This is a genomic window from Nocardiopsis rhodophaea, from assembly GCF_039530945.1.
Classification (GTDB): Bacteria; Actinomycetota; Actinomycetes; order Streptosporangiales; family Streptosporangiaceae; genus Nocardiopsis_C; species Nocardiopsis_C rhodophaea.
Genome location: NZ_BAAAPC010000023.1, coordinates 76,631 through 91,792, shown reverse-complemented (window position 1 = coordinate 91,792; position 15,162 = coordinate 76,631). Strand labels below are relative to the sequence as shown.

The 15,162-nt window shown below is 70.1% G+C and carries 13 protein-coding genes; 7 read left to right on the top strand and 6 right to left on the bottom strand.

All coding sequences use genetic code 11. From position 1 onward, the window contains the following. Window positions 1-402: 402 nt before the first annotated feature. Window positions 403-2,178: a PucR family transcriptional regulator gene (locus ABD259_RS22150; RefSeq protein WP_425573560.1), complete on the bottom strand. Its 1,776-nt coding sequence runs from the start codon at window positions 2,176-2,178 to the stop codon at window positions 403-405. Between the two features lie 141 nt (window positions 2,179-2,319). On the opposite strand from ABD259_RS22150, the gene pruA reads away from it, so the two are divergent. The 3 genes from pruA (at window position 2,320) to ABD259_RS22135 (ending at window position 6,124) form a co-directional block, all read left to right on the top strand. Further along, on the top strand, window positions 2,320-3,945 hold the full coding sequence (gene pruA / locus ABD259_RS22145; protein WP_344165107.1) for an L-glutamate gamma-semialdehyde dehydrogenase: 1,626 nt from the start codon (window positions 2,320-2,322) through the stop codon (window positions 3,943-3,945). Between the two features lie 113 nt (window positions 3,946-4,058). Beyond that, window positions 4,059-4,985 carry a proline dehydrogenase family protein gene (locus ABD259_RS22140; RefSeq protein WP_344165104.1) on the top strand — a complete coding sequence of 309 codons (927 nt, stop codon included), beginning with the start codon at window positions 4,059-4,061 and terminating at the stop codon, window positions 4,983-4,985. Window positions 4,986-5,227: 242 nt separating this feature from the next. Then, window positions 5,228-6,124 (top strand): Bax inhibitor-1/YccA family protein, encoded by an 897-nt coding sequence (locus ABD259_RS22135; RefSeq protein WP_344165101.1) that lies wholly within the window; start codon window positions 5,228-5,230, stop codon window positions 6,122-6,124. 106 nt (window positions 6,125-6,230) lie between these two features. Here the strand turns inward: ABD259_RS22135 and ABD259_RS22130 are convergent, their stop codons facing one another. From ABD259_RS22130 to ABD259_RS22120, 3 genes are all read right to left on the bottom strand, one after another. Then, window positions 6,231-6,476, bottom strand: a complete 246-nt coding sequence (locus ABD259_RS22130) for a DUF4287 domain-containing protein (protein ID WP_344103696.1) — start codon at window positions 6,474-6,476, stop codon at window positions 6,231-6,233. 243 nt (window positions 6,477-6,719) lie between these two features. Continuing rightward, complete coding sequence (locus ABD259_RS22125; protein ID WP_344165098.1) at window positions 6,720-7,943, bottom strand: acetyl-CoA C-acetyltransferase; 1,224 nt, start codon at window positions 7,941-7,943, stop codon at window positions 6,720-6,722. A 138-nt stretch (window positions 7,944-8,081) separates the two neighbouring features. Then, window positions 8,082-9,146: an SGNH/GDSL hydrolase family protein gene (locus ABD259_RS22120; RefSeq protein WP_344165095.1), complete on the bottom strand. Its 1,065-nt coding sequence runs from the start codon at window positions 9,144-9,146 to the stop codon at window positions 8,082-8,084. Window positions 9,147-9,620: 474 nt separating this feature from the next. Here ABD259_RS22120 and ABD259_RS22115 point away from each other — a divergent pair, with 474 nt between their 5' ends. The 3 genes from ABD259_RS22115 to ABD259_RS22105 all read left to right on the top strand — a co-directional run bounded on the left by ABD259_RS22115 (window position 9,621) and on the right by ABD259_RS22105 (window position 13,096). Next, window positions 9,621-10,988: a cystathionine beta-synthase gene (locus tag ABD259_RS22115; RefSeq protein WP_344165092.1), complete on the top strand. Its 1,368-nt coding sequence runs from the start codon at window positions 9,621-9,623 to the stop codon at window positions 10,986-10,988. Window positions 10,989-11,172: 184 nt separating this feature from the next. Continuing rightward, the gene (locus ABD259_RS22110; protein WP_344103705.1) at window positions 11,173-11,808 is read left to right on the top strand and encodes an acyltransferase; all 636 of its coding nucleotides are present in this window, start codon (window positions 11,173-11,175) and stop codon (window positions 11,806-11,808) included. 142 nt (window positions 11,809-11,950) lie between these two features. Then, window positions 11,951-13,096 carry a cystathionine gamma-synthase gene (locus tag ABD259_RS22105; protein ID WP_344165090.1) on the top strand — a complete coding sequence of 382 codons (1,146 nt, stop codon included), beginning with the start codon at window positions 11,951-11,953 and terminating at the stop codon, window positions 13,094-13,096. A gap of 95 nt (window positions 13,097-13,191) precedes the next feature. On the opposite strand, the gene ABD259_RS22100 is transcribed toward ABD259_RS22105, so the two are convergent. Then, window positions 13,192-13,644: a DUF6292 family protein gene (locus ABD259_RS22100; protein ID WP_344103710.1), complete on the bottom strand. Its 453-nt coding sequence runs from the start codon at window positions 13,642-13,644 to the stop codon at window positions 13,192-13,194. A gap of 49 nt (window positions 13,645-13,693) precedes the next feature. Further along, window positions 13,694-13,972, bottom strand: a complete 279-nt coding sequence (locus tag ABD259_RS22095; protein WP_344165087.1) for a hypothetical protein — start codon at window positions 13,970-13,972, stop codon at window positions 13,694-13,696. A gap of 251 nt (window positions 13,973-14,223) precedes the next feature. On the opposite strand from ABD259_RS22095, the gene ABD259_RS22090 reads away from it, so the two are divergent. Next, entirely contained in the window at window positions 14,224-15,030 is an 807-nt protein-coding gene (locus ABD259_RS22090; protein ID WP_344165085.1) for a GntR family transcriptional regulator, read from the top strand. Window positions 15,031-15,162 lie beyond the last annotated feature (132 nt).

The window sequence follows — 15,162 nt, the reverse complement described above, 5'->3', positions numbered from 1 at the left end:
TGCGCGCCCGCGATCACGGAATCCTGCGGTGGCCACCCCCACCAGGAGGAACACAGGGCCACCAAGATCGAACAGCTCCTCAGCGACATCGGCGCGTTATGACCCCTGAAAAACCCGAAACTCCAGTCGGACAGAACCGGGACCGTTCCCATGATCATCGCGGGGGAGTTGTGGCAAACCGGGCATACCCGGCGTCCGGGCGGGCTGCCACCGCACCCCTGCCAGGCCTCGTCCCCTGCGGCGACCGGCACCCCCCAGCACCCTCCGGCCTCGGTGCCGCTTTTCACCACCGAACACCGGATGGGCCGACCGCCGACAAGGCCGCCCAGCAGACCCGGACCCCGCACCCCGCGGTGATCATCGCGGGGGAGTTGTGGCCAACCGGGGATGCCGGGCACCGGCTCACCTCCCGCGCTCCATGAGCAGCTGGAGGTGGGCGAAAAGACGCTGGTTGGGGTCGCCGAGGTCGATCCCGCTCACCTTTTCCGCCCTGCGTACCCGGTAGCGCAGGGTGTTGGGGTGGATGTGCAGCCGCCCCGCGGCGGCGCGGACGTCCCCGAAGCCGTCCAGGTAGGCCACCAGCGATTCCACCAGCTCCGACCCGGCGGCGGCGTCGTGCTGCACCAGCCGGGTGACACGCGGGTCGCGCAGGGCCGAGGTACCGCGCAGGTGCGCGAGCGTCTCGCTGACCAGCACCTGCGCCCGCACATCGGAGATCGTGGCCACATCCATCGCCAGGTCGCGGCCCATGGCGTCCAGGATCCGGTCGGCCTCGGTCCGCGAGTGGGGCACGTCCGACAGCGTGTGCACCCGTGAGCCGACCGCCGCCTGGACCGTGGCCCCCAGCACGTGGCGCGCCGCCTCGACGGTCTTGCGGGTGAGCGCGAGCACCGACGACTCCGCCGACGCGCCGGACAGGTCGGGCAGCAGCACGTAGGCGCGCCCGCCTAGCATCGTCGTCAGCGCGGTGCGCCGGTAGGCGGCGGTGTGCACCGAGATCAGGTCGATCATCCGGCGCCGCAGCAGTTCCCGACCCGAGCGTCCCGGACCCTCGGCGGCGCCCCGGACCCCGGCCGAGGCCAGTGTGAACGCCACGACGAGCGCGGGGTGGTCGGGGCCCACCTCGATCGAATCGTCCAGGGCGGCCGCCTCGATCCTCCCCTCCAGCAGCCCCGCCAGCAGGTCCTCGCGCAGCCGCAGCCCCAGCGTCATCTCGGTGCGCTGCCGCAGCAGGTGCAGGGCGGTCATCCTCGCCGCGCCCAGCATGGCCTCCTCGGCGTTCTCCGCGAGCGGCCCGGCGCCCTCCTGCACCCAGATGGTGCCCAGCGGCTGCGCACCGGCGTGGATGCCCACCGCCAGGCGCCGCCGGATGCCCAGCTCCGGGCGCTCATCGATGCGCACGACCTCCTCGCCCGAACGCAGCCGGGAGAAGACGCCCCACTCGCGCAGGAGGGCGAGGTACTGCTCGGGACCCTGGCGCCCGAGGATCGACAGGCGGCGCAGCTCGTCGCCCTCCTCGCCGCTGGAATAGGCGAGCACGCGGCTGGCCGCGTCCTCGATGGAGACCAGGCCGCCGGTGAGGGTCGCGATCGTCTGCGCGATCGAGAACAGGTCGCCGGCGGACTCGCCCAGCTCCGCGGTGTCGGTGGTCAGCCGCGCGTCGTCGAGTACGCTGCGGCACAGCGACTGCAGCTGGTCCCAGCGGACCTCGGGGCGCACCGCGAGGAGCGCGATGCCGACCTCGCTGGCGGCGGCGCGCAGCTGCTGGAATTCGTCGCGCGCCGACCGCACCGCGGGGGTCGGCGCGCCCCACCCCCGCGGCGGCGGGTAGCTGGGCTCCTCGGCGAGCGCGCGGGCCGCCGCGTTCACCTTGACCGCGACGGCGGCCGCCCCCTGCCGCGCTGCCGACCGCACCAGGTGCCGGGCGGCCCCGCCCCGAGCGCCGATCAGCAGCACCAGGTCGCCGGCGCCCGCCTCGGCGTCGTCCTCGGGGTCGACGATCACCACATTGTTCACTCGTACATCGAGGCCCGCGGGGGCGGCCAGGACGTCGACCAGGGGGTCGCCCACGGCCAGCAGGAGGCGCCGCAGCGCCACACCTCCCGGTTCACCTGGGATATCGGCCTCTGGGGCGGGTTCGTCGGAGGCGGGGCGCGTGGGATCGGCAGCTGGGTTCATGATTGGTCCATTTTGTCCTATCGGCCAAGTCAGCCTGACAAAGAGTGGCCGACTCCACAAGGTGGTCATGCCCCGTCATCTCTTACGTTTGTCCGGTTCACGTGGTTTTTACTGCGACGACGAGGAGACAGGGAGGTGCCCATGGACGCCGTAACGAACGTCCCCACCCCGGCCAACGAGCCCGTACTCACGTACGCGCCGGGCAGCCCGGAGCGGGCGGAACTGGAGCGCAAACTCGACGAGCTCGCCAAGGAGCCGGTCGAGCTGCCCATGACCATCGGCGGCGAGCGCCGGATGGGCGGTGGCGACCGGATCGACGTCGTCCAGCCGCACAACCACGCCCACGTCCTGGGCACGATGGCCAACGCCACCCACGACGACGCGCGGGCCGCCATCGCCGCCGCCAAGAAGGCCGCCCCCGCCTGGCGCGACATGCCCTTCGACGAGCGGGCCGCGATCCTGCTCCGCGCCGCCGACCTGCTCTCCGGCCCGTGGCGCCAGACGCTCAACGCCGCCACCATGCTCGGCCAGTCCAAGACCGCGATCCAGGCCGAGATCGACTCCGCCTGCGAGCTCATCGACTTCTGGCGCTTCAACGTCGCCTACGCGCGCCGCCTCATGGCCGAGCAGCCGTTCAGCCCGGCCGGGCAGTGGAACCGCCTGGAGCAGCGCCCGCTGGAGGGGTTCGTCTATGCGATCACGCCCTTCAACTTCACCGCGATCGCCGGAAACCTGCCCACCGCCCCCGCCCTCATGGGCAACGTCGTGGTGTGGAAGCCGTCCCCCACCCAGCAGTTCGCCGCGGAGCTGACCATGCGGCTGCTCGAAGAGGCCGGCATGCCCCCGGGCGTCATCAACATGGTCACCGGCGACGGCCTCGCCGTCTCCGACGTGGCGATGAACGACCCGGACCTGGCCGGTGTGCACTTCACCGGCTCCACCCGCACCTTCCAGCACCTGTGGCGCACGGTCGGCGAGAACATCGAGACCTACCGCTCCTACCCGCGCGTCGTGGGGGAGACCGGCGGTAAGGACTTCATCGTCGCCCACTCCTCTGCCAACCCCGATGTCGTGCGCACCGCCATCGTCCGCGGCGCGTTCGAGTTCCAGGGCCAGAAGTGCTCCGCGGCCTCCCGCGCGTTCGTCGCCCGCTCGGTCTGGGAGCGCATGCGCGACGACCTCATCGCCGAGGTCGAGGCGCTCCCCATGGGCGACGTCACCGACCTCTCCAACTTCATGGGCGCGGTCATCGACCGCCGGGCCTTCGACAAGGTCTCCGGGGCGATCGAGCACGCCCGCCAGGACCCCACGCTGGAGATCGTGGCCGGCGGCACGGCCGACGACTCCGTGGGCTACTTCGTCCGCCCGACCGTGGTGGTCGGCACCGACCCCTCCAACGAGGTCTTCAGCACCGAGTACTTCGGCCCGTTCATCGCCGTCCACGTCTACGAGGACGGCGACTACGAGCGCATCCTGAAGACTGTCGACGAGGGGTCCGCCTACGCCCTGACCGGCGCCGTCATCGCCGACGACCGCGAGGCCGTCACCAAGGCGCACCACGCGCTGCGCTTCGCCGCCGGGAACTTCTACGTCAACGACAAGCCCACCGGCTCCGTCGTCGGCCAGCAGCCCTTCGGCGGCGCCCGCGCCTCGGGCACCAACGACAAGGCCGGTTCCGCGCAGAACCTGGCGCGCTGGGCCAGCCCGCGCTCCATCAAGGAGACGTTCGTCCCGCCGACAATCGCCTCCCACCCCCACCAGGGCTGACCGGACGGGGACACCATCGGGCCCCGGACCACCCGCGTCCGGGGCCTTTTTCGGACCCGGGCGCGCCGCGCGAAGGGCGGCGGCGCGCCGGATGAACACGACTGGGGTCGATCATGCTTCGTACGCCACTTCTGGTCGCGGCCCGCTCATCCGCCTGCCGCACCCTCGTTGAGCGTGCCCCCGTGACCCGGGGGCTGGTATCGCGGTTCGTCGCCGGTTCCAGCCAGGAACAGGCGCTTCCGGCGGTCGAGGAACTCACCCGGGACCGCTTCGTCACCCTCGACCACCTGGGCGAGGACACCACCGACATCACCCAGGCACAGGCCACCGTCACGGCCTACAGCGGGCTCCTGCGCGAGCTGGGCCGCCGGGGGCTGGCCGATCGGACCGAGGTCTCGGTGAAGCTGTCGGCGGTGGGGCAGTTCCTGTCCGCCGACGGCGAGAAGGTCGCGCTGGACAACGCCCGGCGCATCTGCGAGGAGGCCGCCGCCGTCGGCACCACGGTCACCCTGGACATGGAGGACCACACCACCACCGACTCCACCCTGGGCATCCTGCGCGACCTGCGCGTGGACTTCCCCTGGGTGGGCGCGGTGCTGCAGGCTTACCTGCACCGCACCGAGGCCGACTGCCGCGACCTGCGCAACGCGGGCTCGCGGGTGCGGCTGTGCAAGGGCGCCTACGACGAGCCCGCCTCGGTGGCCTACCGCGACAAGGCCGAGGTCGACCGCTCCTATGTGCGCTGCCTGAAGATCCTGATGGCGGGTGAGGGCTACCCGATGATCGCCTCGCATGACCCGCGCCTCATCGCGATCGCCCAGAAACTGGCCGCGGACACCGGCCGCACGCCGGACAGCTACGAGTACCAGATGCTGTACGGCATCCGCGACGCCGAGCAGGTCCGACTCGCCGCCGAAGGCAACCGGATGCGCGTCTACGTCCCCTATGGCGACGAGTGGTACGGGTACTTCATGCGGCGCCTCGCCGAGCGGCCGGCCAACGTCGCGTTCTTCGCCCGCTCCCTGCTGAGCCGGGGCTGAGCCGCTGTCCCCCGACCTTTTCCCGCCTCCCGTTCCCGGTCCGGTCCCGCCTCCCCTGTGCGGTGACCGGGCCGGGACCCCGCCGACCGTCCCCGACGCGCGTGGCTCCCGCCGCCGGTCAGCACCGGGGGAGCCGCGGACCGAGGTCGACACCCAAGCGTGACCGGCGCGCGGAACCCCCGCCACAGGTGGTGCGTTAGGTTAGGGGAGATTAGCGACGCCCTGGAAAGGCTTGCGAAGACATGCAGATGAGGAGTTCCAACCCCGTCATGAAGCGGGCCATGCGCTCCGCTCAGCCGGGCTACGGCCAGCCCTATCAGGCACCCTACGGCCAGGGCGGGCCCTACCAGCAGCAGTACGCGGGCTACCCGCAACCGGGCCAGCCCCCCTACGGTCAGCCGGGCTACGGGCAGGCCCCCGGCCAGCCCCCCATGTCGGCCGAGGACGCCCGGCCGATGTCGATCGACGACGTCGTCATCCGCAGCGCGATGACGATCGGCATGGTCATCCTGACCGCCGCCATCACGTTCTTCCTGTTCCCGGCCAACCCCGGCCTGGGCATGGCGCTGACCTTCGGCGGCATGCTGGGCGGACTGGTCCTGGGGCTGATTATCGCCTTCAAGGGGTCCACCAACCCCGCGCTCATCCTGATTTACGCGGCGCTTGAGGGCATGTTCGTCGGCGGTATCAGCCGCATCTTCGAGCTGTCGGCCGGCACCGCCCCCGGACAGCTGGTCACCCAGGCTGTCCTCGGCACGATCGTCGCGTTCGCGGCGATGCTGGCGATGTACCGGATGCGGATCATCCGGGTGACCAACACCTTCGTCAAGGTCGTCTCGGTCGCCCTGGTCGCCGCCCTGGTGATGGTCCTGCTCAACCTGGTGGTGAGCTTCTTCATCCCCGGTGGTCTCGGCCTGCGCGAGGCGGGGCCGCTCGGCATCATCGTCTCGCTGGTGATGATCGTGATCGCCTGCGCCACCCTGGCCATCGAGTTCAAGGGCATCGAGGACGGCATCGCGGCCGGTGTCCCGAACAAGCTGGCGTGGCACTTCGCCTTCGGCCTGACGGTCTCGCTGGTCTGGCTCTACATCGAGATGCTGCGCCTCTTCTGGATGCTCTACTCGATCTTCAGCGAGTAGCCGCCGCCAGGGCGCCGAGCGCCATGACGCGCACAGAACCGCCCCGTCCGGGATCCCGCCCGGGCGAGGCGGTTCTTTATGTTCACGGACGGGTCGGGCTGGGGTATCAGGGGCGCTGCCGCGGGATGGCTGTGCGGTTCCGGCGGCGCCGGTCGAATTCCTGGACGATGGCCTGTGCGTAGCCGTGGCTGAGCTGGTACTCGTCAGCGAGCCAGTTCGTGCGCTCGGAGCAGCGGGTGAGGCCCGGGCCCTTCTCTAGCTTGTCGAACCACTCGTGGAGTTGGCGGCCTGTGACGGACGGGATACGGGCGATGAGCATCGCGTGGGTCTCCGGCGAGTGGGTTACCGACATAGGCACCTCCGAGGATGAGCGGCACTTACCTGCGACCTTGCATCAGGATCACGAATCGGACAAGCCCTCGAACCCAGCTTTTACGTTACTTTCCTCCTACCGTCCCTCCAGCTCGACTTCACCTCCCGTTCGGAAACGGGACGGCGAGGGAGACCCAGGTCCGGACAGGCACGAAAAACGGGGCGCCCCTCGACAGGGGCGCCCCTCAGCAGGTGACCCGGTCGTGCCGGCCGGGATGTCCGTTTAGCTCAGGCGCTCGAAAACGGCCGCCATGCCCTGGCCTCCGCCCACGCACATGGTCTCCAGACCGAAGGTCTTGTCGTGGAAGTCCAGCCCGTTGAGGAGCGTCGTGGTGATGCGCGCGCCGGTCATTCCGAACGGGTGGCCGACCGCGATCGCGCCGCCGTTCACATTGAGCTGCGCGTCGATGTCGATCCCCAGGTCGTCGGCGGACGGCAGCACCTGCGCGGCGAACGCCTCGTTGATCTCCACCAGGTCGATGTCGTCGATGCTCATGTTGGCGCGGGCTAGCGCCTGGCGGGACGCCGCCACCGGGCCCAGTCCCATGATCTCCGGGGACAGCGCGCTGACGCCGGTGGACACGATCCGCGCCAGCGGGGTGATGCCCAGCTGGGCGGCCTTGGTGTCGCTCATGATGATCACCGCGGCGGCGCCGTCGTTCAGGGGACAGCAGTTCCCGGCGTTCACCGTGCCGTCGGGGCGGAACACCGGCTTGAGCTCGGAGACCTTCTCATAGGAGGTGCCGCGCCGCGGGCCGTCGTCCGCGCTGACCACGGTGCCGTCGGGCAGTGTGACCGGAATGATCTCGCGGTCCCAGAACCCGTTGTCGATCGACTTCTCGGCGAGGTTCTGGGAGCGGACGCCGAACCGGTCCTGGCGCTCGCGCGACACGCCGCGCATCTGCACCACGTTCTCGGCGGTCTGCCCCATCGCGATGTAGACGTCGGGCACCTCGCCGTCCTCGCGCGGGTCGGTCCACGACGGAGCTCCGCCCTCAGCGCGCCGGGCGGTGCGCTCCTCGGCGGTGGCGAACAGCGGGTTCTTGGTGTCGGGAAGCGAGTCGCTGTTGCCCTTGGTGAAGCGGCTCACCATCTCCACACCGGCGGAGATGAAGATGTCGCCCTCGCCGGCCTTGATCGCGTGGTAGGCCATCCGCGTCGTCTGCAGCGAGGACGAACAGTAGCGGGTGATGGTCGCGCCGGGGACCATGTCCAGTCCGAGCTGGACGGCGATCACCCGGGCGAGGTTATTGCCCTGCTCGCCGCCGGGCAGGCCGCACCCGAGGAGCAGGTCGTCGACGGTCTTCGGGTCCAGCTCCGGCACCTTGGCCAGTGCGGCGGAGATGATCTGGGCGGTCAGGTCGTCTGCGCGCAGGTCCTTCAGGGACCCCTTGAACGCGCGCCCGATGGGCGAACGCGCGGTCGCGACGATGACGGCTTCAGGCATGCTCGCGGCCTTCCTCTTCGATGCCGGGCCGTCCGGACAGGGCGGCCGATCGTGATGTTACTGGCAAGTTAGCTTGTCGGTGTGATGCCGCTGACCTCGGGGGTCGCCTTGCCGGACGGTGCCGCCGCCGTTGGCCGGTCAGCCGCCGCCATCCGCGTGGGCGCCGCGCGCCGCGTCGACTTCCCGTTCGTCCCGCTCCGCCGCGGCCTCGCCCTCGCCCTGGACGTCCAGCACCGGCGGCTTGGTCCGGCGCCGCAGCAGGGTCGCCCAGCGGCCCCGCGGGCCGCGTTCGTGCCCGGCGACCCGTGCGCCGCTGACCTCCATGCCGGGCTCCTCGACCGCCTCGACGGCCGCCCGGTCGACCGGCAGCACGCCCTCGCCCTGGTCGCGGTCGGGGACCGTCTCCAGATCCGGCAGCAGGCCGAGGGCCACACACGCTGTGGGCAGCACGGCGATCGCGGCCTGGGCGTAGCCGCGCGCCGAGGGATGAAAACGATCCGGGCCGAAAAGCTCATCAGGGTACGTCTGAAACTCGTCGGCCAGCATGTTGCTCAGCGAGACCGTGCGCCCGCCCTCCTCGACCACGGCGATGGTCTGGGCGGCGGCGAGCTGGCGGGACGAGCGCCGCGCGACGAAGCGCAGCGGCTGCCCGATGGGCCGCACCGACCCGAGGTCGGGGCAGGTCCCCACGACGACGGCCGTGCCCATCGAGGTCAGCTCGCGCACCACCGACTGCAGGTGGCGAACGGAGTCGGCCGGGCGCATCCGGTTGATGACATCGTTCGCGCCGATGAAGATGATGGCCAGGTCCGCCCCGATCGAGCGCACTTCTTCCAGCTGCTCGTACAGGCCCGCCGACGTCGCGCCGACGACGGCGACATTGCGCATCCGCACGGGGCGTTCGGCGACCGCCGACAGGCCGCTGGCGATCAGGCTCCCCGGTGTCTGCAGGCCGTCGGTGAGGGCGAACCCGGCCGCCGTGGAGTCGCCCATCATCACCAGCGAGATGGGCTCCCCGTCCCCGCTCCCGTAAACGCCGTTGACGCGCGGAGGCGTCCACTCGGTGAAGCCCACGGTGCGGTGTGCGAGCTTGGCCTGCAGGTAGAGGAGTGCGATGGTTCCGGCGCCCAGGAGCGTCAGCCCACCGCCACCGAAGGCGGTGGCGGTCGCGATTCTCCGAGCCCGTGCGGCGCGTAACGACATATCCCCGTCTCCCGTCCTGAACGGGGACGACCCCTGGCGCGTCCGTTCCCGGCGTCCCGCCCGCGGTGATCCGTACGCGTCGTCCGGGCCGCGAGAGCCCGGGGGTCCTCCCGTCCACTCCGTACTCCGGATTACTCAGCGGTAGCAGTCATGTCAACGACCGCGGCGCGTGCCGGATTCCGCGACGGTCGAGGTGGCGACGCTCGCGGCCGAAACCGGCCTTCCCGGTGATCTCTGGGCATGTCGCACTGGGCATAGTCACGTTAAGGTGCAGGTAACACGGACCTAACCGGCCCGTGCACGGCAATTGGCGGCCGTGACCACGACGGTTCGCGAGATCCGCGGCTGTCACAGGCATCGCGAGTGAGCCGGGCTGGGGCCGCACCGCAGGTCACCCAAGCGCGGAGCATGGCGGGCTGAGGCACCCGGAGGCGAACAAGCGATCTCATGCTTTGAAGGGGACGAACAGATCTCATGCGGGTGCACAACTCACTGATTGAGCTGGTCGGCGACACTCCGCTGCTACGAATGAACAAGGTGACCAACGGTCTCGCCCCCACGGTGCTGGCGAAGGCCGAGTACTTCAACCCCGGCGGTTCGGTGAAGGACCGCATCGCGTTGAAGATGGTCCTCGACGCCGAGGAGAAGGGCCTGCTCAAGCCGGGCGGCACCATCGTCGAGCCGACATCGGGCAACACCGGCGTGGGCCTGGCCATCGTGGCGGCCGAGCGCGGCTACCGCTGCGTGTTCGTCTGCCCGGATAAGGTCGGCAACGACAAACTGGCGGTCCTGCGCGCCTACGGCGCCGAGGTCGTGGTCTGCCCGACCACCGTCGCTCCCGACCACCCCGACTCCTACTACTCGGTGTCGGACCGGCTCGCCACCACCATCCCCGGCGCGTGGAAGCCGAACCAGTACACCAACCAGAACAACCCCCAGTCCCACTACGAGAGCACCGGCCCGGAGATCTGGGAGCAGACCGAGGGCCGCATCACGCACTTCGTGGCGGGTATCGGCACCGGCGGCACCATCAGCGGCACCGGCCGCTACCTCAAGGAAGTCTCCGGCGGCAAGGTCAAGATCATCGGTGCCGACCCGGAGGGGTCCGTCTACTCCGGCGGCAGCGGCCGCCCCTACCTGGTCGAGGGTGTCGGCGAGGACATCTGGCCCGAGACCTACGACACCACCATCTGCGATGAGATCATCGCGGTCAGCGACAAGGACTCGTTCCTCATGACCCGCCGACTCGCCAAGGACGAGTCGCTGCTGGTCGGCGGATCGTGCGGGATGGCCGTGGTCGCGGCGCTGAAGGTCGCGGAGACCGCGTCACCCGACGACGTGATCGTGGTCCTGCTGCCCGACGGCGGGCGCGGCTACCTGACCAAGATCTTCAACGACGAGTGGATGGCGGACTACGGCTTCCTGTCGGCCGAGACCGAGGAGGTCACCGCCGGGCAGGTGCTCGGATCCAAGGGGGCCGACCTGCCGGACTTCGTGCACGTCCACCCGCACGAGACCGTGGGCGAGGCCGTGACGATCATGCGGGAGTACGGGGTCTCCCAGCTGCCGGTCCTGAAGGAGGAACCGCCGGTCATGGCGCCCGAGGTCGTGGGCTCGGTGGCCGAGCGCGACATGCTCGACGCCCTGTTCAACGACCGCGCGCAGCTCGGCGACCCGGTGGACAAGCACATGGGCGCGTCGCTGCCTCAGGTCGGCTCCGGTGAGCCGGTGAGCCGGTGCGTGCAGATGCTGCAGAAGGCCGGTGCCGTCGTGGTGCTGGTGGACGGCAAGCCGGCCGGCGTCCTCACCCGTCAGGACCTGCTGGCCCATCTCTCGTCCTAGCCGGATATGTGCCGCGGGGGCGCCCGGTCGACCGGGCGCCCCCGCGGGGCCGCGCACCCGGCGCCGACCACGGCGCCACCGGCCCGTCCCCGCATGAGGCGCCGGATGCTATTACAGTTCACAGCATCATTACCGGCCGGTAGATACCTCCGGCGGGCGGAGACTTTCAACGCAGGGGATTCGGGTGTCGCGACTGTTGTCCTGGATAGTGCGCGGGGTGTGGTCGTGGGCCCGGCGGCGTGCCCAGATCCGCGCGGGGTCCCGCGCGGCGCGCAAGTTCGCGGCGTTCGGAACCGGCACCTCGATCGCGTTTCCCCCCGCGACGATCTTCGGGGAGCCCTGGATCGAGATCGGCGAGCACACCTTGCTCGGCGCGGACATCACCCTCACCGCCGGGATGGTGCCCGGCCTCGACCTGGGGCCCGAGCCGCTGGTGCGCATCGGCAGCGGATGCACGATCGGCCGCGGTTCGCACGTCGTCGCCCACACCTCGATCGACATCGGCGATGACGTGTTCACCGGCCCCTACGTCTACATCACCGACCAGAACCACGTGTACACCGACACCGAGGTGCCCGTGGGCCGCCAGTGGCCGTCCGACGAGCCGGTGGCCATCGGCCGCGGGAGCTGGATCGGTACTAACGCCGTCATCCTCCCCGGCGTGCGGCTGGGCCGGAACTGCGTGGTGGCCGCCAGCACGGTCGTCCGCCCCGGCACGTACCCCGACCACAGCGTCATCGCCGGTATCCCCGGCAAGGTCGTGCGCCGCTACGACCCCGAGGCCGGGTGGGACCCGCCGATGCGCGGCACCGCCGTGTGACCCCCGCACACCCACAGCGCCCCTACCTCCGTTGATCTCGGCGATATCGCCCTAATTTTCGCTGTTATTCGGTCGATATCGCCGAGATCAACGGGAGAAGGCGCGTGCGACGCGGTCCGGCCGGCGCCGTTAGTCTGGGGCCATGACGTTCGATGGGTTCGAGACCCTGGCCATTCACGCCGGGCAAGAGGCAGATCCCGGGACCGGCGCGGTCGTGGTCCCCATTTTTCAGACGAGTACCTACACCCAGGACGGCGTCGGCGGCCTGCGCGGCGGATACGAGTACTCCCGGACGGGCAACCCCACGCGGGCGGCGCTGGAGGAGTGCATCGCCGCGCTGGAGTCGGGCACCCGCGGCCTGGCGTTCGCCTCCGGCATGGCGGCGGAGGACACGCTGCTGCGCACGATCGCCAACCCAGGCGACCACGTGATCATCCCCGGCGACGCCTACGGGGGCACCTTCCGGCTGTTCTCCAAGGTGCTGGACCGCTGGGGGGTGAAGTGGGAGGCCGTCGACCAGACCGACCTTGAGGCCGTGCGCTCGGCGATGCGGCCCGAGACCGTGGCGATCTGGACGGAGACCCCGACCAATCCGCTGCTGAACATCACCGACATCGAGGCGCTGGCCGGCATCGCCCACGACGGCGGCGCGCTGCTGGTCGTCGACAACACCTTCGCCTCGGCCTACCTGCAGCAGCCGTTGACCCTGGGCGCCGATGCCGTCGTGCACTCCATGACCAAGTACATGGGCGGCCACTCCGATGTGGTCGGCGGGGCGCTGGTGGTGTCCGACCCCGATCTGGGCGACCGCATCGCCTTCCACCAGAACACGATGGGCGCCGTGTGCGGCCCGTTCGACGCCTGGCTCACGCTGCGCGGCATCAAGACCCTGGCCGTGCGCATGGACCGGCACTGCGCCAACGCCGAGCGGGTCGCCGCCGAGCTGTCCCGGCACCCCGCGGTGGGGCAGGTGCTCTACCCGGGCCTGCCGGAGCACCCCGGGCACGACGTGGCCAAGCGGCAGATGCGCGCGTTCGGCGGCATGGTCTCCTTCCGGGTGCGCGCCGGCGAGGAGGCCGCGCTGAAGGTGTGCGACCGCACGCGCGTGTTCACCCTGGCCGAGTCGCTGGGCGGGGTCGAGTCGCTGATCGAGCACCCGGGCCGCATGACGCACGCTTCCACGGCCGGGTCGCCGCTGGAGGTCCCCGCGGACCTGGTGCGCGTCTCGGTGGGCATCGAGTCGGCCGACGACCTGGTGGGCGACCTGCTGCAGGCGCTGGACTTCTGAGACGACCGCACGGTCCGCGGGCGCGGACCGAGTGACGGTGGCCGCGGCGCCCGCAGGGCCCGCGGCCACCGCCGTCTACCGGCTCGGGGCCTGGCTCACCCGGCCGGTTCACGCCCCTGCGCGTACTCGGCGAGGCGGCCGTCCAACGCGTCGCCGTAGTCGCGGAAGGAGCGGTATCGGGGCCGCTCGACGACCCCCTCGTGGTTTCCGTCGAGGACCTTTTCGACGAGGTCGGCCACGAGCGTGGGCGCGGGGAGCAGCCCGGCGCGCAGATACCTCGTCAGGTGCAGCGGGACCCAGCCGTTCGCGTCCATGGGGCCCTGCCTCCAGCCGCTCTCCTCGTCCCAGACGAAGCGCAGCCGGCCGCCGCCGCGGGCCCGGACGATAACGGTGGCGTCGCGGGGGTCCATGGGGTCGTTCCAGTGGTCGACCACCTCCACGTCCCGCGACGTCAGCTCGTGGGCGATGGCCTGAACGTAGGGTTCGGGGAGTCGAACCCACTCGGGTGAGTAGGGCACCGGGATCGGGGGAGGGCCGTAGTCGGTCACGGCGCGGTCCTTTTGTCTAGATGGGGATCTCAGTGGGTCGGTGGGCCCTTCAGGCCACGGCCTTGCGGTGGTTCGAGGCGCCGCCGTCACCGTCGCTGTCGGACGTACGCTCGGCGGTGTCGGAGTGCGGGTTCTTCTCGGGGAAGCGGAGTCCAGAGAGGCTGCGGCCCGCTCCGGAGAACAGGCGACGGTCGTGGCCGTCGCGAAGGGCGTGGTAACGCCCCCGGTCGGCACGCTTGATTCCGATGGACGCGGCGAGCAGCAGGCCGAAGATGGTGCTGAAGAAGGCGACCAGCAGCAACACGATCATCCCGAGTGCCAGTGGCATCTTCCCCTCCTCTCATTTCGTGCGAACACCCGTCCTGCGTTCGAACGACCCTGGACTTCAGCGGGTCCAAGGAGAGGAATGAGCCGACTCCACCGGATATTACAGAGAGCGATGGGACCTATACGCTTCTATCTCCTCTTCGGCTTCATACGATTCATTCCTACAAGTCCCACCATGCGTTGGATTAAAGGGAGAGTCAAGTCCTTTAGGTAGAATCATGGGAACGAATCGGCGAGCGGTTGGGAGAGATCATGGCCCGGCATTTGGAGATCGCCCATGACCTCATGGAGGAGATCGACGAAGGCCGTTACGCCCCGGGAACCGCACTGCCGACCGAAGATCAATTGATGAGTACCTACGGCACGTCGCGGAACACCGTGCGCCGCGCGCTGCGGGAGCTGTCGAGCCGGGGCCGCATCGACACCAGGCAGGGCAGCGGCAGCACGGTCCGCGAGTACCGGCCCACCGTCCACCTCGCCTCCTCCGTGAAGGGGGAGCCCGACGACGAGCGGTACACCCGCTACGTCGAGCGCATCAAGCACGAGCAGGGCGTGGAGCCCACCCAGCGGCTCCGGGTGATCGTCGAGGCGGCCACCGGGCGGCTGGCCCGGCTGATGGAGCTGGATCCCTCGCACACCGCGGGGTTCGTGGTGATCCGCCGCTGCGACCGTTACATCGGCCCCCGCCTGTGGCAGCGGCAGCTCTCCTACTACCCCGATTTCATCGCCAAGGGCGAGAGCAAGGGCGCGGCGCTGATGCAGCCCGAGGACATTCCCCGGGGCACCCGCGAGCTGCTCGCCGAACTCGGCTACCCGCAGACCAAGTCGTGGGACGTGGTCGGGGCGAAGATGCCGTCGCTGAAGGACTCGGCCCTGTTCGGCATCGGACCTGGAACGCCGCTGCTCGTGCACGACCGCATGGCCTACTCCGGGAACACGCCGATCCGGTTCACCAAGACGTTGATGCCGGCCGACCGCCACCAGCTGCTCTATTTCGAGGGCGACATGACACCCGAATCACTGCGCAAGGCGACGGACGTCAATATCTACGACCACTGAGAAAAAAGGACGCGTGCCCAGCGAGGATACCGAGGAAGGGGCGGCCGCCGGACCAACCGCTAACCGAACAGAGGAGGGTTCATCCCACGGCGTGGCATTCGCGTGGCACGGCGCGGCCGGTCGCACAAGGTA

Bases quoted from the DNA above. Each gene is read 5' to 3' on its own strand.
- ABD259_RS22105 (WP_344165090.1), top strand. From the start codon at position 11,951: ATGACGTTCGATGGGTTCGAGACCCTGGCCATTCACGCCGGGCAAGAG.
- ABD259_RS22120 (WP_344165095.1), bottom strand. From the start codon at position 9,146: ATGTCGTTACGCGCCGCACGGGCTCGGAGAATCGCGACCGCCACCGCC.
- ABD259_RS22140 (WP_344165104.1), top strand. From the start codon at position 4,059: ATGCTTCGTACGCCACTTCTGGTCGCGGCCCGCTCATCCGCCTGCCGC.
- ABD259_RS22095 (WP_344165087.1), bottom strand. From the start codon at position 13,972: ATGCCACTGGCACTCGGGATGATCGTGTTGCTGCTGGTCGCCTTCTTC.
- pruA (WP_344165107.1), top strand. From the start codon at position 2,320: ATGGACGCCGTAACGAACGTCCCCACCCCGGCCAACGAGCCCGTACTC.
- ABD259_RS22115 (WP_344165092.1), top strand. From the start codon at position 9,621: ATGCGGGTGCACAACTCACTGATTGAGCTGGTCGGCGACACTCCGCTG.
- ABD259_RS22135 (WP_344165101.1), top strand. From the start codon at position 5,228: ATGCAGATGAGGAGTTCCAACCCCGTCATGAAGCGGGCCATGCGCTCC.
- ABD259_RS22090 (WP_344165085.1), top strand. From the start codon at position 14,224: ATGGCCCGGCATTTGGAGATCGCCCATGACCTCATGGAGGAGATCGAC.
- ABD259_RS22150 (WP_425573560.1), bottom strand. From the start codon at position 2,178: ATGAACCCAGCTGCCGATCCCACGCGCCCCGCCTCCGACGAACCCGCC.
- ABD259_RS22125 (WP_344165098.1), bottom strand. From the start codon at position 7,943: ATGCCTGAAGCCGTCATCGTCGCGACCGCGCGTTCGCCCATCGGGCGC.
- ABD259_RS22130 (WP_344103696.1), bottom strand. From the start codon at position 6,476: ATGTCGGTAACCCACTCGCCGGAGACCCACGCGATGCTCATCGCCCGT.